The sequence below is a fragment of the Pseudoalteromonas sp. MTN2-4 genome, from assembly GCF_042848605.1.
In the GTDB taxonomy this organism is placed as follows: Bacteria; Pseudomonadota; Gammaproteobacteria; order Enterobacterales; family Alteromonadaceae; genus Pseudoalteromonas.
In genome coordinates this window covers 257,984-276,963 of sequence record NZ_BTGK01000004.1, presented here as the reverse complement: position 1 = coordinate 276,963, position 18,980 = coordinate 257,984, and the positions used below count along the sequence as shown (strand labels likewise).

The following is an 18,980-nucleotide window of genomic DNA, read 5'->3' as shown; positions in this document are numbered from 1 at the left end:
CGAAAATGAAACGATCAAATTGTACAAAATGTCATTATCCTGTAACAACGTGTGTCTGCGAATATGTCACTAAAAAAGTAAAGAACCGCACCAAAATTATTATCCTGCAGCACCCTGACGAAGTGAACTTGGCTAAAAATACCGTTCGCCTTTTACAACTACAATTAAGCGATATACAAATTGTTGTCGGTGAATCAGAGCGTGACTTCGTATCAGTACTCAATGATCTTCCTAAAGAAAGCACTGCACTTTTATATCCAGGCAAAGATACAATTGATGTACATAACTGCTCAGCACTTTCTCCGAAGCTCACGCATTTGGTGGTTATTGATGGTACTTGGAAGAAAACCAATAAAATTTTTGCTTTAAACCCTTCCCTGCATGCGTTACAGAAAATCAGTTTTTCAGTTATACCTGAGAACCAATATCGTATCCGTAAAGCCGAACAAAACTATAGTCTCTCGACCTTAGAAGCCGTCGGGCACTTCATCAATATTGTTGACGGCTGTGATAATCAACCTTTGTTGCACCTTCTTAATGGCATGATTGAACAACAAACCAAGTTTATGCCTGAGCATGTTAAAGCAAGGTACTTTGAAGAATAACTATGGCAAGGCTCACAAGTGACTTTTATAGACAAGGCCCAGATTATAGATTTGGTGATCAAATTTTATTTGAAGATATTAAACGTACCTTTGGCTTTAAAACCATCACGGTCGGCGCTTGGGTGACGAAAGAAGAGCGTTTTATCGCTGCTAATTTAATTTACGACAGCCTCGCTGATTTAACACAAATACTGAATATACCTCCTGAAGTCATTGGTTTAAGAAAAACACTCAGTTTAAGTTTTGGCTCTGGCGGACAAAAAGGTGTGCAAGCTCATTATGACAGTAATGGCAAAATACTCGCTTTAGCTAAAAATGCTGGCGCAGGGGCACTGGCCCATGAATGGTGGCATGCCTTTGATCATTACATATGTAAATTCTTATACCCGAGCAGTCAATATTTTGATTTTGCTTCAGCGAAATGGCTTACTGAAGCGTCTTATCACCCACACCCTCTGAATGATGAACTTTCGAACTTTTATAAATACTGCTTTTTAGATGCAACGGGTCAGCAAGAAAGCACCTTCTTTAAAAATTCGATTATGCTCGATAAAACTTATCAACAAAATTATTTCAGTCGTCCGCAAGAAATGACAGCCCGTGCGTTTGAGTCCTGTATCGGCCACCATACTGAAATCAAAAACCACTACTTAGTGTCTGGCGTCAAAAAAAGTAGGCTCGCACAACAAGGGGGGTTCCCTGATAAAACACTTCGAGGACACTTAGAAACTAGTATTTATCGTTATTTCAACGCACTAGGAGCTGCTTTACATCGATAGCTAAATTAGCTTGGGTCAACCACTGCATATAATCTTCAAACTTAATGGGTTTCGAAATAAAGTAACCTTGTGCTATGTCACAGCCATAATGCATCAACTTATTGTAACTTGCTAAGTTCTCAACACCTTCTGCAACCACCATTGACCCTAAACTTCTTGCCATATCACAAGTCGTCTTGCAGATTGTTTGATTTTTGCTCGAAGTTTCAATATCCATAACAAATTGTTTATCTACTTTTAGTTCATCAAAACCAAGTTCGCTTAAATATGCAAGTGAAGAGTAACCCGTACCGTAATCATCAATCGCAATTTTGACCCCTAAATGCCTATAATCTTCGATGGTTTCTTTTAGTTTACCTTTACCAGCAATCGCAACAGATTCTGTGATTTCCAAAATGATTTGCGAGGGGTCTAATGAAAGCTCGTTTAACTGTGTAATAAGTTGCACTATCAACTCTTTTCTTGATAAATCTTTTCCAGAAATATTCAAAGACAGCATATGGTTTGGGTATAGCTCAACGATTTCTTTCTGATAATTTAACCCCTGTGTAATAACCCACTCTGTCAACGCATTAATTTGCCCTGAAGCCTCAGCGATAGGAATGAACTCATCGGGCGCAACAAACCCTAGATCAGGATGATGCCAGCGTAACAAGCCCTCAGCACCATATACTTGGCCGGTGCAAAGCAATACTTGAGGCTGTAAGAACAGTGACAACTCATTGTTTTGTATCGCATGCTGAAGCGATGCCGATAGCTTTAATCGCCTTTCAGCCATAGCCGCTATACTCGGATCGTAAATATGCCAATTGACCCCAAAAGAATGGTTATCAGCCAAAGCCAATAAACTTCTTTGCACTAATAGTTCCGCATTAATTGCATGGGTGGGGTAATGTGCAACCCCGACTTTGATTTGATCTGAAAGTTGAAACCCTTTTTGCTCAACCCCTTCTTCAAACACACCTGCAATAACACACACATACTGTTCAATTTGATTAAGTGATAGGTCACCGATCAAAACTAAAGCAAAAGTGCCATCTGAAAGTTTATAAATTTGATGTGATTGCTGAGCACTTTCATTTTCAAGATAAGGGTTGATTTGTGATTTAAGCTCTTTAAACAAAACCCTTAGGCGCTTACTTGCATACTCAACACCGAAGCTTAGCTTAATTTGATCCGACATCATGGGGCGAAACGCTAAAACTGTGTGGTTTTTCTTATTCGCAACTAAAGTATCCAAAAATTGCTGAAGCGCTTGACGATTTGCCAAGCCTGTGTCTTTATCATGTAAGCTATAAAATAAAAATGAATCCTGCTTTTTCTTATCAAGTAAATAAATGGCTACGCAAATAAGAATAACATGAACAAAAACCAACACTCTGACAGGCCAAACCAAATCACTTTGAGCAATAGTGCCAGATTCAAGACCTAATCTGCCTATTTCAATAAGTAATGCGGGCAACCAAGCGATAAACATCAGTTTTATCAGAGGCCGCTGACTTACAAATGCAAAATAATAAATTGTCAGCATACAAGTTATTAAAGCTGTAAAGCTTACGACTTGTGCAGCTGTTGATATTGATGATTGAAAAATTAAAACAAAACAGGCTGCTGCCAACAGAAATCGCGCTGTGGTCTGAACCACTCTATAGGCTCTTTTGTAATGCTGCTTTAATGCAAAAAACTTAGCATTAAACATGATACAAGCAGCGGCACTAAAAAATAACCAAGCGGCGGTCAGAGATGACAAATAATCAGCAGCTAAGTCAGGAAGATAGAAGTAAATGACCCCAGTGATCACACTATATTGTAAGGCAATAAAGATGAAATAGCCGCCTAAATATGCAAGGTACTTATATTTGCTCGTTGCAGCCATTAAGAACATAAATAAACCAACAAAATAGAGTAAGCCAAGTTCAGTACCGTACCAGAACTGGCGTGTTTGTTTTAAATTATCAAACTCTTCTGCAGTGGAAAGCTTTAAACTCAGTTGTTTGTTATCTGGATTATCCGCCTCGATATAAATAGCTACATCGCTATTTTGAGAAGTTAGCCTTATATGCGGAAAAATCTTATTTTCTGGTGCACTATTACTAAGACTAGAGAAAACCGATTTACTGATTAATTTTCCAGATTGAACCCAGTAGAAAGAAAGTTGACCTTTTGGCAGTTGGTCGGTGTGAAGCACCCAATGAAAACTGTCAGTATATGACATTAAATTAGGCTCTATCTTGAACCAGTGTTTGTATCCTGAAAGGATAGATAAACTGTTAGTACTTTGAGCTGTAAAACGAGCATCGTCTTGAATGACATCTAATATAGAAACCTGAGAGTTAGGCACATCTTCAAGGTAGAAGACATCAAATTCCTTTGCACTTGCTTTTGAAAAAACAAGTAACAAAATGATTGCTAAAACTCTCAAAGCCCAAACCGACATATCATCTCCTTGAATACAAGCTTGCCGCCTAAGATTTAAGTATGTCGGTTTTTTTGGGATCTGCCAGATTAAAAGTGTAAATAAATTTAATCTTTTATACTGATTTAATTAGTACAATTATCGTCGCTAATACGGCTAGCTACCGCACTATTCTGGCCTTTATATTTCGCATCTTTACGGGCGTTATAAGGCTGCTCAGCTGGGCTTGTCATAGTTTCAAAACTGAGCGCACCAATTTTCATTTTTGGACGAAGTGCTAACGGTAACTTGCCTGAGTTGTAAAACTCTAAAACAATGTTACCTGACCAACCCGGATCAATTCGGTGTGCTGTAACATGCACCATTAGCCCTAAACGTGCTAATGATGAACGGCCATCTAACCACCCCACTAAATCCGCAGGTAAAGTTACTGACTCATAGGTCATTGCCAGAGCTAGTTGACCTGGGTGTAAAAAGAACTGTTCATTTTCGCCCAGTTCAATTTCATCACTCATGATTGATTCCATGGCATCGTTTAGTTTGTCTTTTGGGCCACTTAAATCAATATATGGCGCGCCATGGTCTTGAAATACACGAAACTTATTACCTAAACGTAAATCAAGGGTGATCCCTGAGATCATGTCATCACTTGGTGAAGGCTCAATAATAATTTTTTGATCAGCAATGGCTTGTTTAATATGGGTATCAGATAATCTCATTTCTTAATCGTCCGTCATCACAATCTCAACTTGTGAGTCTGTGCTTGATTGGTAGTGCAGCATGCTCGCGATAAGTTGACTACATGCTGTGTAATGTTCTGTTGCTTTTATAGGTTGTTTTGCAATATTAAGACCTTGCTCAGAATACGTCCTGATCTCAATATCTAAAGGGATTTCAGCCAATAATGGTACACCATGGCGGCTCGCCAAACGCTCGCCCCCTTGCTGACCAAATACATGGTTTTTGCCACCACAATGGCCACAAATGTAGTGACTCATGTTTTCAATCAGGCCCAGTATAGGCAAGTTTACTTGATTGAACATCGCGATGCCCTTTTGTGCATCGGCAAGGGCTAAATCTTGAGGTGTAGTAATAATTACCGCACCACTGGCTGGCACTTTTTGCGTCATAGTGAGCTGAATATCGCCTGTGCCTGGCGGCATATCAACAAATAAGTAATCTAACTCGCCCCAATCTGTTTCATTCAGTAATTGGTTGAGCGCTTGAGAAGCCATAGGGCCTCGCCATACTGTGGCATCTTCTGCTGGTACTAAAAAACCAATAGACTGCATTTTAATGCCATCTTTAACAATGGGTTGCAGGGTTTTATTGTCTTTTGTTGTTGGCTTTTCGTGTTCTAAAGCGAACAAAGATGGAATCGAAGGTCCATAAATATCAGCATCTAAAATACCGACCTTGGCACCTTGTGCAGCCATCGCATAAGCCAGGTTCACCGCAGAGGTCGACTTACCTACCCCACCTTTACCCGATGCCACTAAGACAATGTGTTTTATTTGTTTGAATTTATCTTTTGCAGTTAATGCAATTTCAGCACATAGACTAATTTTTGTCTGTGTTTTCTCAAGCAGTTCAGCTTCAATATCTAATAGCGCATTTTTTGCTGCAAAGGGTAAATTAAGGTGCACCTCAAAACCGCCATTCGTTTTATCTACTTTTTCGACCCAGTCATTGGCAATACCAAAAGGAAATACCGCACTTTTATACTGAGATAATGCGGTCAAAATCGCCGTTTTTTCGGGGTTAAGTTTGCCAAACAGTTTATTGAGTCCAAACATAAAAATAAAACGTGCTCGAATGATGAAAAAGACCTCGGAATTATGTAACATTCAACCCATTAACACCAGTCAATTCAGCTAAGCTAAGGCTTTAATGTTCCTTATTTTGGCTCAAATTAGTGGTTTGTTTAATAGTTAAGCAACATCACTTAAATTTCATGGAACCGTTTATGAGCAAGAGAAAAATTCTCATCACTAGTGCTTTACCGTATGCCAATGGTCCAACTCACCTTGGTCATATGCTTGAATACATTCAAACTGATATTTGGTCACGTTTTCAAAAATTACGTGGTCATGAAACTTATTACGTCTGTGCTGATGATGCGCACGGCACGCCAATTATGCTGAATGCACAAAAGCAAGGCATTACACCTGAAGAAATGGTGAAAAACGTGAGTGTTGAGCGTCAACGTGATTTCGCAGATTTCAGTGTTGAATTTGATAACTATCACAGTACACACAGTGAAGAGAACAAAGAATTAAGCGCATTGATCTACAATCGTTTGAACGATAAAGGTCATATCAAGAAGCGTACTATTTCTCAGCTCTTTGACCCAGAAAAAGAAATCTTCTTACCAGATCGTTTTGTTACGGGTACTTGCCCAACGTGCGGTGCAGAAGATCAAAACGGTGACAGCTGTGATGCTTGTGGCGCAACATATAGCCCAACTGAGCTTAAAGATCCGCGTTCTGCGATGTCTGGTGCAATTCCAGTATTAAAAGATTCTGAACACTACTTCTTTGACCTACCAGCTTTCGAAGACATGCTGAAAGAGTGGCTACACTCAGGTAGCCTTCAAGCTGAAATGGCAAACAAACTAGAAGAGTGGTTTGCTGAAGGTCTACAGCAATGGGATATCAGCCGTGATGCCCCTTACTTTGGTTTTGAAATTCCAGGTGCACCGGGTAAATACTTCTACGTATGGCTAGATGCACCAATTGGTTATATGGCTAGCTTCAAAAACCTATGTGACAAATCAGGCTTAGATTTTGATGCATTCTGGGGCGAAGGTTCTGATGCAGAGCTTTATCACTTCATCGGTAAAGACATCATTTATTTCCACAGTCTGTTCTGGCCTGCAATGCTAGATGGTGCGAACTTCCGCAAGCCAACTAATGTATTTGCACATGGCTTTGTAACCGTAAACGGTGCAAAAATGTCTAAATCTAAAGGCACCTTCATTAAGGCGCGTACTTATTTAGACCACTTAAACCCTGAATATTTACGTTATTACTTCGCTGCTAAACTAAACAGTGGCATTACTGACTTAGATTTAAACTTAGAAGACTTTGCACAACGTGTGAACTCTGACTTAGTTGGTAAAGTTGTAAACATCGCGTCTCGTTGTGCGGGTTTCATCACTAAGAAATTTGACGGCAAGTTAAGTGATGTGATCATGGAGCCGGAGCTATTAGCTGAGTTCCAAAATGCGTCAGACACCATTGCTGAGCATTATGAAAACCGTGAATATAGCCGAGCTATCCGTGAGATCATGACTCTTGCTGACAAAGCAAACCAGTTCATCGATGCACAAGCACCTTGGGTACTGATCAAGAACGAAGACACACAAGAACAAGCACACCAAGTATGCTCTCTTGGTTTGAACTTATTTAAAGTGCTACTGACTTACTTGAAGCCAGTACTTCCTGTAATGGCTGCAAACGTTGAGTCTTTCCTAAATACAGAATTAACTTGGGAAAGTGCGCAAACGCCATTAGTTGGTCATGAGATCAGCAAATTCAAAGCGCTAATGCAACGTGTTGAAATGGACAAAGTAAACAAAATGGTTGAAGAATCAAAAGAAAGCTTAGAAGCGGCTAACAAACCAAAGATTGACCCAAATAGTCCGCTTGCTAAAGAGCCTATCGCAGATGAAATCGAGTTTAACGACTTCGCTAAAGTTGATTTGCGTGTTGCGAAAATCGCTAAAGCTGAACACGTTGAAGGCGCTGAAAAGCTACTTAAACTCACGTTAGATTTAGGTGGTGAAACGCGCCAAGTATTTGCAGGTATTAAATCAGCCTACGCACCGGAAGATATCGAAGGCAAGTTAACGGTTATGGTTGCTAACCTTAAGCCGCGTAAGATGCGTTTCGGTATGTCAGAAGGCATGGTACTGGCAGCCGGCCCAGGTGGTAAAGAAATTTATATTCTGAACCCAGATGAAGGCTCAGAGCCGGGTATGCGTGTCATGTAATTAACAATTACACGTGAAAAGCCCGCTATCTTGCGGGCTTTTTTGTATCTAAAACTCACAAAACATCACCCATAAAAAAGCCCAGTCAATTGACTGGGCTGTATCCTTGGTAACACTTAATTTTGTTAAGTATTAGCCTTTGTACTTTTGCATTACTAATGTTGCGTTTGTACCGCCGAAGCCAAAGCTGTTAGACATTACCGTATTTAGCTCAACGTCACGACGCTCAGTTACAATGTCTAAGCCTTTCGCTTGCTCGTCTAGCTCTTCAACGTTGATTGAAGGAGCTACGAAATTATTTTCAAGCATAAGTAGAGAGAAGATAGCTTCGTGAACACCAGCAGCACCAAGGGCGTGACCAGTCATTGCTTTAGTTGCACTAATAGCAGGAGATTTCTCACCGAATAGCTCTTGAATTGCACCTAGCTCTTTCACGTCACCTACTGGTGTAGAAGTACCGTGTGTGTTTAAGTAATCGATGCCACCTTCAACGTCAGCCATTGCTTGTTTCATACAACGAACCGCGCCTTCACCAGATGGTGCAACCATGTCGTAACCATCAGAAGTTGCACCGTAACCTACGATTTCAGCGTAGATGTGAGCACCACGAGCAAGTGCGTGCTCTAGTTCTTCAACAACAACGATACCGCCACCACCAGAGATTACAAAACCGTCTCGGTTTGCATCATACGTACGAGAAGCTTTTTCAGGTGTTTCATTGTATTTTGTTGAAAGCGCGCCCATCGCGTCGAATTCCATTGCCAGTGTCCAGTGAAGTTCTTCACCACCACCTGCAAAGATAACGTCTTGCTTACCAAGTTGAATTTGCTCTACCGCATTACCGATACAGTGTGCTGATGTTGCACATGCAGAGCTGATTGAGTAGTTAACACCTTTAATTTTGAAAGGCGTTGCAAGACATGCTGACGCTGTTGATGCCATAGTACGAGGAACCATGTAAGGACCTACGCGCTTAACACCTTTTTCACGAAGAATGTCAGCCGCTTCTACTTGGTATTTAGAAGAACCACCACCTGAACCAACGATTAAGCCAGTGCGCTCGTTAGACACCTGCTCTTCAGATAGACCTGAATCTTCAATCGCTTGTGCCATTGAGATATAAGAGAATGCAGCAGCATCGCCCATGAAGCGGTGTGCTTTACGGTCTACGTGTGCTTTAACATCGATGTCGATGTTACCTGAAACATTACTACGAAGATTATAATCAGCGAATTCTTGATTGAAAACGATGCCACTTTTACCCGCTTTTAAAGACTCTAATACTTCGTTCTTGTCGTTGCCGATGCTCGATACAATACCGATACCTGTAATAACGGCTCTTCTCATGGGTGATTCCCTTAATTTTATTTCTAAATTCTGTGTATTCTACTTTGAATTGTGACCTCAAGTGGTCAGCTTTCCAGCTTACACACGTACTCTGAATTGTTTTTTACTAAATTTCAACGGACGAAAACAATTAAAACACGTAGAATACTGCATTAATTCGATCCTAATTGCATTAATCATGATCAAAAACGCACAAATTCACTTTAATGAATCAGGCACACCGGTTGCCGACGACTTCGATGATGTTTATTTCTCGAACGATGATGGTCTTGCTGAATCTCACTATGTTTTCTACGAGAATAACAACATTTCAGCACGTTTAACCTCACACGACCAAAAACACTTTGTGATCGCAGAAACTGGCTTTGGTACTGGCCTTAACTTTTTAAATACTTGGCAGCAATGGCGTCAAATCGAAGGTAACAAAGCGAAATTACATTTTATTTCTTTTGAAAAGTTTCCAATAAAACAGTCGGAACTTGCAAAAGCGTTAGCAGCTTGGCCAAGCCTCACATCTTTATCAGAGCAGCTTTGTAAGCACTACCCGATCGCACTTGAGGGTTGCCACCGCCTTGAGTTCGACAATGGTCGTGTAGTCCTTGATTTATGGTTTGGTGATGTGCACGACACTTTACCTAAAATGAATTTCACCCAAGAAGGTATTGTGGACGCTTGGTACCTAGATGGCTTTGCACCAAGCAAAAACCCAGATATGTGGACACAACCGTTGTTCAATGCCATGGCGAATCTAAGCCGAGACAATGCAACATTCGCGACATTTACTGCTGCAGGTTTTGTACGTCGCGGCTTACAAGAAGCTGGGTTCGAATGCAAAAAAGTAAAAGGCTTTGGCCGCAAACGTGAGATGGTTGTTGGTCAGTTAAATATCGCTAACAGCACACACAATACACCCGAGTTTTACAACTTAAATAAAAGGCCACTCAATCACGTTGCCATCATTGGTGGGGGCGTTGGCTCTAGCTGTTTACTATATCATTTAGCTAAGCGTGGGATTAGCGCTACTTTATTTTGCCAAGATGATGCACTTGCAAAAGGCGCCTCACATAATCGACAAGGCGCGGTTTACCCTAATCTACAATCTGAAAATAGCCCATCAAGCGAGTTCTATGCCCACAGCTATTTATATGCATTAAGGCTATACAAAGATATTGCCGCGCAAGGTTTTGAATATGACCATGATTGGTGTGGCGTTTTACTCCAAGCGGTAAATGAGAGCAAAACACTGCAACACAAAAAGTTAGTAGAAAAAGCGGTATGGCCTGAGTCACTGATTTATTCTGTGAATGAATCACAAGCCAGTGAACTGGCAGGTGCTGAATTACCCTATTCCGGTTTGTTCTTTCCTGAAGCTGGCTGGGTAGACCCAGCACAGTTAACCCATGCTGTATTTGATGCTGCCAATACATTGCAAGGCGTTCAAACATATTTTAATACAGATGTTCAAACTTTAGAGCAAAGCGAAGATGGGTGGTATTTAGTTACTGAAGACAACCGAGTTGGTCCATTCTCGGATGTATTTGTTTGCGCCGGTGAACACAGTGACAGGTTCGAGCAAACAAAAGACATTGGCTTACACGGTGTCAGAGGCCAAGTCTCGCATATTAAATCTGGTGAAGTATCTGATAAATTAAAAACCGTACTGTGTCATAAAGGTTATTTTACGCCAAGCATCGATGGCCATCATTGTATGGGAGCAACCTTTGATAAACAAACCAAAAGCCGTGAAGTTAAAGACGAAGATAATGTCACCAACAAAGCACAGTTAATGAAGTTTTATGAGCAGAGTGACTTTACGCAAAGCCTTGGTGACATTACTTCAGCGAAAGCCGCTGTGAGATGCTGTTTCAATGACCACTTACCTATGCTCGGTCAAGTCCCTGAGAAAGCAGATTTATGTCAAGCCTATGCAAACTTAAGTAAAGGTAAGCAGTATGATTTCTCTGAAGAACAAATGCCTTATGCAGGACTTCATATCGTTACTGGTTTTGGGGCAAGGGGCCTCTGCAGTGCACCTCTGGCAACCGAGCACTTGATTGCCAAACTATGTAATGAACCAAGCCCTTATAGTTTAAGGGTCAATGAGGCCATACACCCTAACCGCTTTATTGTTAGAGATCTTATTCGTAATAAGATTTAGCCACTAAAATAGAAAAGGCGACCTAAGTCGCCTTTGTTCTATGTTTATACTGAAAACTAAGGTTTTGCTATTTGAATAACCACTCGACGGTTTTTGCCTCGTCCTATGGCATTGTCATTTGGTTGCACGTGGCGCTTCTCACCAAAGCCTTCTATTTGAATTTTATCTGCTGGCACGCCCATACTCGCCATATAGTCTTTTATCGCTTTAGCACGTTTTTTTGAAAGCTCCATATTTATCCATCGACCGCCGTAGCTGTCGGTGTAGGCCGAAATAAAGATAGATTCAATATTGTCATCGTTTTTAAGATACTCACCTATCATCTCCAGGCGTTTACGGGATGACTTGGTTAGATCGCTAGAGTTCTTTTTATAATTCATTACCGTAAAAGCAATATCTTCGAAACTGTATGGCAGCAAGTTATCGCGACATTGTAAAAACGCCCAATAAGCTTGTCGAAAGTTTACAGAGGAGAGCGCGACAGAAATGCGGTCAGCACTATTTTGCCAATCTTTATAATAGAATGTTGGATGAAAGCCTTTTTCAAGCTCTGTGAGAATCTCCCATGAGACATCATTATTTAATTCACCATCAAACTTTTTTAACAGCTGCATTTTACTGATATCGCGAACTGGCACCCCTGCTCGCCATTGTGGTGGTACAGATTGCAAGCCAGCAAAGTCATAAGTCTCTGGGCGTACAATCATGTCGAGGTTAAAAGTCAGATCTTTATTTTTACTGGCTACGACATTAAAAATAGCTTCGCCATAATATGGGATCTCATGCTGCAAAGCACAAGAAAGGCGTTTGGTCTTATTTAAATCCCAATTTGAACTGTCAGTATTTGCGCTATACTGGCGCATAGCCGCATCAGCAAATCCAATGTCTGCGAATAACAGCCCTAAACCGAATAAATATGCTTTGTACTTCACAACTTTCTCCGTACTGACAAAATAATGCCGCTTTGATGATCTCAACAACTCAAAAGCAAGAAATATGCCGTAAGCCTTATCACTCAATAAAGCTTAGTGATTGAAACATATTTCGGGTCGCAAAAATCTATCTAAACAGTATAATACGCCCCTTACATTCATAACATAAGTGCATTATGGCAGATCAAGATCAAACTTTATTTTCCCAACGCTTTCGTGGGTTCTTTCCTGTTGTTATCGACGTAGAAACAGCTGGCTTTAACAAAGACACAGATGCGCTATTAGAAATCGCTGCCACAACTTTAAAAATGGATGATGAAGGTATTCTAAGTTTAGATCAAACTCTACACTTTCATGTAAAGCCTTTCGAAGGTGCAAACATCGAACAAGCTGCCATTGAATTTAACGGCATTGATCCGTTTTCAGAATTACGTGGTGCTGAAGATGAAGATATTGTTATCAAAGAAATCTGTAAAATGGTGAGAAAAGCTCAAAAAGCTGCGGGTTGCTCTCGCTCAGTGGTTGTTGCACATAATGCTGCGTTTGACCATGGTTTTTTAAATGCAGCAATAGAGCGTAACAAAATAAAGCGCACCCCTTTCCACCCATTTGTAAGCTTTGATACTACCTCTTTGGCAGGTCTTGCACTAGGCCAAACTGTGCTTGCTAAAGCGTGTCGCACAGCTGGTATTGAGTTTGATAACAGCCAAGCTCACTCAGCCCTTTACGACACCGAACGTACAGCCGAGTTATTTTGCTTTATCGTAAATAAATGGCAAGCATTAGGGGGTTGGCCACTACCTGAATTAGAAGCAGAAGAAGAAACAGAAGCGTAGATTTTTATTAATAAAGAATAGAAATATCTAAACTTCTCTCTTTAGATAAACAACTTTCACCAGACATAAAAAAACCGCTTATTGAAGCGGTTTTTTTATTGCTAACTTTAACTTTAATACCAAGCTCAATAATAAAGTGGTCTATTTGAAGTATTATTAAAGCTTGGAATACTTTATAGGTATTGGCCTAATGCTTTAACCTGGTCGATCATACGGTTAGAGAAACCCCACTCGTTATCGTACCAAGCCATTACTTTAACTAATTTACCATCAACTTTAGTCTGCGTTGAATCAAATACTGATGACGCTGGGTTGTGGTTGAAGTCAATAGAAACTAGTGGAAGCTCGTTGTACTCAAGTACTTCAGACATTGCACCTTCAGTTGCAGCCGCTTTAACCGCTGCGTTTACTTCTTCAGCAGTTGTTTCGCGAGAAGCAATGAATGTTAAGTCAACTAAAGACACATTCACTGTAGGAACACGAACCGCCATACCGTCTAATTTGCCAGCAAGCTCAGGTAACACTAAACCAACTGCTTTTGCAGCACCTGTTTTAGTTGGGATCATAGACTGAGTTGCACTACGCGCACGGTAAAGATCTGGGTGATAAACATCAGTTAGAACTTGATCGTTTGTGTAAGCGTGAATGGTTGTCATGCTACCTTGTTCGATACCAATTGCGTCATTTAGTGCTTTAGCAACTGGTGCAAGACAGTTAGTTGTACAAGATGCATTTGAAATGATATTACTTGTTGCATTGATCACTTCAGAGTTCACACCGTGAACAACCGTTGCATCTAGATCAGTACCTGGTGCTGAAACGATTACTTTTTTCGCGCCCGCTTCAATGTGCTTAGCTGCAGCATCACGTGACGTGAAGATACCTGTACATTCTAATACGATATCAACGTTAAGCGCTTTCCAAGGTAAGTTCGCAGGATCACGTTCTTGCGTAAGCGTGATTTCGTCATTACCAATCACTAACGTGTTTTCAGCTAACACAACTTCTTGGTTGAAACGACCATGTACTGAATCAAACTGAGTTAGATGTGCATTCACGTTAGCAGGTGCTAGATCGTTGATAGCGACAATTTTAATTTCTTCGTTTTGACCAGACTCGTAAAGCGCTCGTAAAACATTGCGACCGATACGGCCATAACCATTAATTGCGATATTAATCATTTTCAGTTCCTCGACTATTTTACTTCACTTGCTTGTTTCGCAAGCGCTTCGATCGCCTGCCAATCTTTGTTTGCGATAAGTTCTTTATCTAACATCCAAGTACCACCAACGCACACGACGTTATTTAAAGCTAGGTACTTAGGCGCTGTTGCTAAGCTAATACCACCCGTTGGGCAGAATTTAACTTGTGGTAATGGACCACCAATTGACTTAAGCATTGGTGCGCCACCTGCTGCTTCCGCTGGGAAGAATTTTAAAAATTTAAAACCATGCGACGCTAGCTTCATCACTTCACTTGGTGTTGCTGCGCCAGGTAAAAACGGGATGTCAGTTTCTTTTGCTAGTGCTAAAAGCTCATCATTTACACCTGGGCTCACCATGAAGTCAGCACCTGCAGCAACTGATGCTTCGAATGTGGCTTTATCAATCACGGTACCTGTGCCAACGTAGGCTTCTGGTACAGCTTCTTTCATTAGCTTTACCGCTTCAGCCGCAACAGGTGTGCGAAGGGTAATTTCTAGTGCTTTTAAACCACCGTTATATAACGCTTTTGCGAGCGGTACAGCGTCTTCTAAGTTTTCAATCACCACCACTGGTACAACTGGTGCTGATGTTAAAATATTTTCAATACTCATCTTGTTCCTCATTCCCAATGCTTTTATTCTTCTAGTCCAAAGGCACTCGCGCCTAGGTCTGCACTGCTTACGATATTTCTGAATCCTGCGAATAGCTCACGACCTGTGCCATAAGTTGGCTCTGTATGGCTGATCACATGCTCACGCTTTGCTAACTCTTCATATGATACATGGAGAATTAAGTCTCCATTTGGTGCGTCTAGTGTGATCAAGTCACCATCATGAATTTTAGCGATGATCCCGCCTTCAACTGCTTCTGGTGCTAAGTGGATTGCTGCAGGTACTTTACCTGACGCACCAGACATACGGCCGTCAGTCACAATAGCCACTTTGTAACCTTGATCCTGAAGCGTTGCCATCACAGGCGTTAATTTGTGAAGTTCTGGCATGCCCTTAGCTTTAGGGCCCTGCTCTTTAATAACAGCAATAAAGTCTGTGTTTAATTCACCTGAAGCGAATGCATCCTGTAATGCAGCTTGCGAGCTAAAGACTTTTGCAGGTGCTGACACTGTTTGGTGTTGCTCTTGAACCGCAGATACCTTGATAACCGCTTTACCAATATTGCCTGTAAGTAGCTGAAGGCCACCTTGCTTATTGAATGGGTTGCTAACAGGGCGAAGTACTTCTTCATCTAGTGAATTTTCAGGACAAGGTACCCACTTCACTTTGCTTGGACCTGTGTTGCTAGACATGATCAAGTTGTCATCAACATCTAACACTGGCTCCTGGGTATAAGCATCTAGGCCTTCACCAACAATGGTTTTCACATCATTATGTAAGAAACCACCGTCACGCAGTTCACGCATTAAGAAGCCCATGCCACCCGCAGCTTGAAAGTGGTTCACATCCGCAGAACCATTTGGATAAATACGTGTTAGTAGAGGCACAACTTCAGAAAGCTCAGCCATATCTTTCCAGGTGATTTGAACACCCGCCGCTTTCGCCATGGCAACTAAATGAATAGCGTGGTTTGTTGAGCCACCTGTAGCTAGTAGACCAACTAAGCCATTGATCACTGTTTTTTCGCTAACAACTTCACCGATTGGGTTTGCATCTTTGCTTTCGATAAGTTGCTTAAGCATTAGCTCAACCGCACTGCCCGTAAGGCCATCGCGTAGTTCAGTGTATGGGTTGATGAAAGAGCTACCAGGAAGGTGAAGACCCATGATCTCCATCAGCATCTGGTTTGAGTTTGCAGTACCGTAGAAAGTACAAGTACCCGCACTGTGGTATGACGCACTCTCTGCCTCTAGTAACTCTTCACGAGAAACTAAGCCTTGAGCGAACTTTTGACGAACACGTGCTTTTTCTTTATTTGGAATACCAGACTGCATCGGGCCAGCTGGTAAGAAGTAAATAGGTAAATGACCGAATGAAAGCGAACCAATTAATAGTCCCGGTACGATTTTGTCACACACACCTAAACAAAAAACACCATCGAAAACATCATGTGAAAGTGCAACGGCTGTTGACATCGCAATCACATCACGTGAAAACAAAGATAATTCCATGCCATCACGGCCTTGAGTCACACCGTCACACATAGCAGGTACGCCACCAGCAACTTGCGCGGTCGCATCATATTTTTCTGCAATCTTTTTAATTAAAGCTGGATACTCGATGTAAGGCACATGCGCTGAAAGCATGTCATTGTATGAATTGATAATTGCTAAGTTAGGTTGCTCGTCAGCTTTAAGGCGATCTTTATCTGAACTTGAACATGCAGCCATAACGTGAGCTAGGTTGCCACATCCTAAACCAGCGCGCACACGTGTTTGTTTTTTTGCTTCTTCGATGCGTGCTAAGTAGGCTTGTCGTGTTGCTTTGCTGCGTTCAGTAACACGCTCTGTGACGGCTTGGATACGAGGATGTAACATAAAATTCTACTCTACTCAAAATTTAAGAGGATAAAAGGCTCAGTACAATTAAAGACTCCACTCTAAATGTACCGAGCATCTTTAGATTTACCCGTTCAAAGGTACGCTATCAGGTTGTCTCTCACCCCAACCTGACACCGGTGTCATATTATTGAGCCATAAAGCTGACACCGGTGTCAACACCTAACATTCAATTTAGTCAAAGATTCATAAATGAACAAACTTCAGTTTCCAATTAATTTTTGATTGCAATTAATAGCCAAACAAAAAGTTAAATAGGTACAAGCTTGAAAATATTGAAGATTTCTTGGTGAGAAAAACTAATAGTGATTAAAAACGTATAGGCTCCGACACAGCGGAGCCTTTATTATTAAAAATAAAAAATGATTAAATTTTTAAGACAAGAACTGTTGAGTGATCTTACCTTCATCTAATTTAACTAAATGAGGAGGATAAATTCGTGTAAATTGCTTCGAGTCTCGTGCAATTGTTACCTCAATGCCTGGGTGCATCAAGTCATTGACTTTAACTCTACTGCCAACAAGTAAGCGTTGTAATTTTATATGCACTAACTTTAGATTACGTTGGTTACGCTGATAATGCGCATTTAACTGTTTTTCATTTGTCAGTAGTTTATCTAAGTACGCTGCCCTTTGTGGTGATTCTGGCGCTTTGTTCGCTTTCGCTTTAGCCTTATTTAGCGCAACAGCTTTTTCAGCTAAACGCTTTTCAAACTGCTTGAATTCTGACTGCTTTTCTTTTAATTCATGGAATGATTGCGCAATAGATATATGCGTTTTGGTCCCTGAAGGAGCACCCAATTCACCCGTTTCAATACGAAGCGCATTAAGAACTTTGCCACCAATCAGTTTACCTCTTGGTGTATCACCTTTACCTATACGAATAAGACGACTTGAAGACAAATTACAATGTAAGGCCTGCTTTTCAATTAACAAATCTTGCTGAGTTTCAATGCAAGCATATTGAGCATAACCAATCGTAATATTTCTTCTTGCACGAATAAAGCAAGAAAAATCATCCTCTTCGATTACTTTACGCCCTATTGCACCTTGCACTATCGTAATTACATTATCACTCTGTATTTCTGATGATTCTACAAAGCCTAAAATTGTTATATCTCCAGTAGCTTTTACCTTCATGCCATCTTTAACATCACCACTGATAATAACTGATCCATCAAATTCTATATGTCCTGTAGTAACGTCCACGTCGTTGTAGCATAAAACATCGTCGACACGCATGCCCCGAGGCAATGCAACAGGCACCCCTTTAGCATCTGCTATAAGTAAATTAGGGTCTTTTTCATCAATTTTTGTCCCTTCAAGCACTTCAATCTCGAAGTTCTTACCTGGTTTAGCCTCTAACACATCCCCGAACACGGAGTAGCCGGAGGAGCCTTCAGTCGCAGGAATACGTTTCATTAATGGGCTGCCAGGTCTGACAGTAATAATTGCGCCCAAGTCACGCATGTCAACCTTGCCACCATCTTTTTCTTGAGGGCTCAGAATTCTATCTTGCGCTGTCATACATAGACGAACAAACCTTGCGTCTGTACCATCTTTAGCTCTTTGCCCATGCGCGACAATTGCACTGTAAACTGAGCCTGGAGATTGCTCAAACTGCTGGCCAAGACATTGTTCTAATGCTTCACGGCTTACACCTTTTATAACACCCGCTTTTTTTAAAGCGACTTTAGCATCATCAAGAGAAATAATTTTACCGCCACATGCGGTCGTAATTTGAGCATTGGCCATCATATTTGATTCATCAACTTTGATCATAATTGATGCATCAATCGCCTTCGCTACAATTAAAGAATCATTGCTAAAGTCATCACCGGCAGAAAATAACTTACCAATATTGGCATGAACTACCTCGAAGTCTGCATAACTTGACTGCTCTAACAACTCCATTAGCTGCGAAGCACTAGCAGGAAACCCTGACTCGACTGGGTGTGACAACAAGTACACATATCCATCACCCTCATCAAAACGAAACAATGACATAAGTCTTTCCACACTACGGTTTAAAATTGACTAAAACATGACCAAGTCATTTCATCACAACTTGGTTCTATTGTTAAGTCGAAATCATCTAAAGTACGTTACAAAACTTAAAGATTTGTAAACAGCATTAATTGCGCATTTTACCTAAAATAAAAACCAGAAAATATTTGTATAAGTTACATTAGTTTATCGA

14 protein-coding genes are annotated in these 18,980 nt (G+C 40.9%); 5 read left to right on the top strand and 9 right to left on the bottom strand.

Annotated features, from left to right (window positions below):
• Positions 1-5 precede the first annotated feature (5 nt).
• A complete protein-coding gene (locus ACGHEH_RS12355) occupies positions 6-605 on the top strand; it encodes a tRNA-uridine aminocarboxypropyltransferase (protein ID WP_390445782.1) in 600 nt (199 codons plus the stop codon).
• A 2-nt stretch (positions 606-607) separates the two neighbouring features.
• Entirely contained in the window at positions 608-1,384 is a 777-nt protein-coding gene (locus tag ACGHEH_RS12350; RefSeq protein ID WP_390445780.1) for a CLCA_X family protein, read from the top strand.
• Here ACGHEH_RS12350 and ACGHEH_RS12345 read toward each other — a convergent pair.
• The 3 genes from ACGHEH_RS12345 to apbC all read right to left on the bottom strand — a co-directional run bounded on the left by ACGHEH_RS12345 (position 1,353) and on the right by apbC (position 5,596).
• Positions 1,353-3,821: a putative bifunctional diguanylate cyclase/phosphodiesterase gene (locus tag ACGHEH_RS12345; RefSeq protein ID WP_390445777.1), complete on the bottom strand. Its 2,469-nt coding sequence runs from the start codon at positions 3,819-3,821 to the stop codon at positions 1,353-1,355. The two genes, ACGHEH_RS12350 and ACGHEH_RS12345, sit on opposite strands and share 32 nt — an antisense overlap.
• A 104-nt stretch (positions 3,822-3,925) precedes the next feature.
• Complete coding sequence (gene dcd / locus ACGHEH_RS12340; protein ID WP_390445775.1) at positions 3,926-4,519, bottom strand: dCTP deaminase; 594 nt, start codon at positions 4,517-4,519, stop codon at positions 3,926-3,928.
• A gap of 3 nt (positions 4,520-4,522) precedes the next feature.
• Positions 4,523-5,596, bottom strand: coding sequence for an iron-sulfur cluster carrier protein ApbC (apbC, locus tag ACGHEH_RS12335; RefSeq protein WP_390446026.1), 1,074 nt, complete (start codon positions 5,594-5,596; stop codon positions 4,523-4,525).
• Positions 5,597-5,766: 170 nt separating this feature from the next.
• Between apbC and metG the strand changes: the two genes are divergently transcribed.
• A complete protein-coding gene (gene metG, locus ACGHEH_RS12330; RefSeq protein WP_390445773.1) occupies positions 5,767-7,794 on the top strand; it encodes a methionine--tRNA ligase in 2,028 nt (675 codons plus the stop codon).
• A gap of 132 nt (positions 7,795-7,926) precedes the next feature.
• On the opposite strand, the gene fabB is transcribed toward metG, so the two are convergent.
• Entirely contained in the window at positions 7,927-9,141 is a 1,215-nt protein-coding gene (gene fabB, locus ACGHEH_RS12325; RefSeq protein WP_390445771.1) for a beta-ketoacyl-ACP synthase I, read from the bottom strand.
• A 178-nt stretch (positions 9,142-9,319) separates the two neighbouring features.
• On the opposite strand from fabB, the gene mnmC reads away from it, so the two are divergent.
• The gene (mnmC, locus tag ACGHEH_RS12320) at positions 9,320-11,299 is read left to right on the top strand and encodes a bifunctional tRNA (5-methylaminomethyl-2-thiouridine)(34)-methyltransferase MnmD/FAD-dependent 5-carboxymethylaminomethyl-2-thiouridine(34) oxidoreductase MnmC (protein ID WP_390445769.1); all 1,980 of its coding nucleotides are present in this window, start codon (positions 9,320-9,322) and stop codon (positions 11,297-11,299) included.
• Positions 11,300-11,355: 56 nt separating this feature from the next.
• Here mnmC and ACGHEH_RS12315 read toward each other — a convergent pair whose 3' ends face one another.
• Positions 11,356-12,198 (bottom strand): OmpA family protein, encoded by an 843-nt coding sequence (locus ACGHEH_RS12315; RefSeq protein WP_390446024.1) that lies wholly within the window; start codon positions 12,196-12,198, stop codon positions 11,356-11,358.
• 209 nt (positions 12,199-12,407) lie between these two features.
• Between ACGHEH_RS12315 and rnt the strand changes: the two genes are divergently transcribed.
• The gene (gene rnt / locus ACGHEH_RS12310; protein ID WP_390445767.1) at positions 12,408-13,067 is read left to right on the top strand and encodes a ribonuclease T; all 660 of its coding nucleotides are present in this window, start codon (positions 12,408-12,410) and stop codon (positions 13,065-13,067) included.
• A 173-nt stretch (positions 13,068-13,240) separates the two neighbouring features.
• On the opposite strand, the gene gap is transcribed toward rnt, so the two are convergent.
• The 4 genes from gap to ACGHEH_RS12290 form a co-directional block, all read right to left on the bottom strand.
• The gene (gene gap / locus ACGHEH_RS12305) at positions 13,241-14,248 is read right to left on the bottom strand and encodes a type I glyceraldehyde-3-phosphate dehydrogenase (RefSeq protein ID WP_390445764.1); all 1,008 of its coding nucleotides are present in this window, start codon (positions 14,246-14,248) and stop codon (positions 13,241-13,243) included.
• Between the two features lie 14 nt (positions 14,249-14,262).
• On the bottom strand, positions 14,263-14,883 hold the full coding sequence (locus ACGHEH_RS12300; protein WP_138565960.1) for a bifunctional 4-hydroxy-2-oxoglutarate aldolase/2-dehydro-3-deoxy-phosphogluconate aldolase: 621 nt from the start codon (positions 14,881-14,883) through the stop codon (positions 14,263-14,265).
• 23 nt (positions 14,884-14,906) lie between these two features.
• Positions 14,907-16,760, bottom strand: a complete 1,854-nt coding sequence (gene edd, locus ACGHEH_RS12295) for a phosphogluconate dehydratase (RefSeq protein ID WP_390445761.1) — start codon at positions 16,758-16,760, stop codon at positions 14,907-14,909.
• Positions 16,761-17,155: 395 nt separating this feature from the next.
• Positions 17,156-18,787 carry a DUF342 domain-containing protein gene (locus tag ACGHEH_RS12290; protein ID WP_390445758.1) on the bottom strand — a complete coding sequence of 544 codons (1,632 nt, stop codon included), beginning with the start codon at positions 18,785-18,787 and terminating at the stop codon, positions 17,156-17,158.
• Between the last annotated feature and the right edge of the window lie 193 nt (positions 18,788-18,980).

Bases quoted from the DNA above. Each gene is read 5' to 3' on its own strand.
- rnt (WP_390445767.1), top strand. From the start codon at position 12,408: ATGGCAGATCAAGATCAAACTTTATTTTCCCAACGCTTTCGTGGGTTC.
- gap (WP_390445764.1), bottom strand. From the start codon at position 14,248: ATGATTAATATCGCAATTAATGGTTATGGCCGTATCGGTCGCAATGTT.
- ACGHEH_RS12355 (WP_390445782.1), top strand. From the start codon at position 6: ATGAAACGATCAAATTGTACAAAATGTCATTATCCTGTAACAACGTGT.
- ACGHEH_RS12290 (WP_390445758.1), bottom strand. From the start codon at position 18,787: ATGTCATTGTTTCGTTTTGATGAGGGTGATGGATATGTGTACTTGTTG.
- fabB (WP_390445771.1), bottom strand. From the start codon at position 9,141: ATGAGAAGAGCCGTTATTACAGGTATCGGTATTGTATCGAGCATCGGC.
- dcd (WP_390445775.1), bottom strand. From the start codon at position 4,519: ATGAGATTATCTGATACCCATATTAAACAAGCCATTGCTGATCAAAAA.
- ACGHEH_RS12300 (WP_138565960.1), bottom strand. From the start codon at position 14,883: ATGAGTATTGAAAATATTTTAACATCAGCACCAGTTGTACCAGTGGTG.
- edd (WP_390445761.1), bottom strand. From the start codon at position 16,760: ATGTTACATCCTCGTATCCAAGCCGTCACAGAGCGTGTTACTGAACGC.
- metG (WP_390445773.1), top strand. From the start codon at position 5,767: ATGAGCAAGAGAAAAATTCTCATCACTAGTGCTTTACCGTATGCCAAT.
- apbC (WP_390446026.1), bottom strand. From the start codon at position 5,596: ATGTTTGGACTCAATAAACTGTTTGGCAAACTTAACCCCGAAAAAACG.
- ACGHEH_RS12350 (WP_390445780.1), top strand. From the start codon at position 608: ATGGCAAGGCTCACAAGTGACTTTTATAGACAAGGCCCAGATTATAGA.
- ACGHEH_RS12345 (WP_390445777.1), bottom strand. From the start codon at position 3,821: ATGTCGGTTTGGGCTTTGAGAGTTTTAGCAATCATTTTGTTACTTGTT.
- mnmC (WP_390445769.1), top strand. From the start codon at position 9,320: ATGATCAAAAACGCACAAATTCACTTTAATGAATCAGGCACACCGGTT.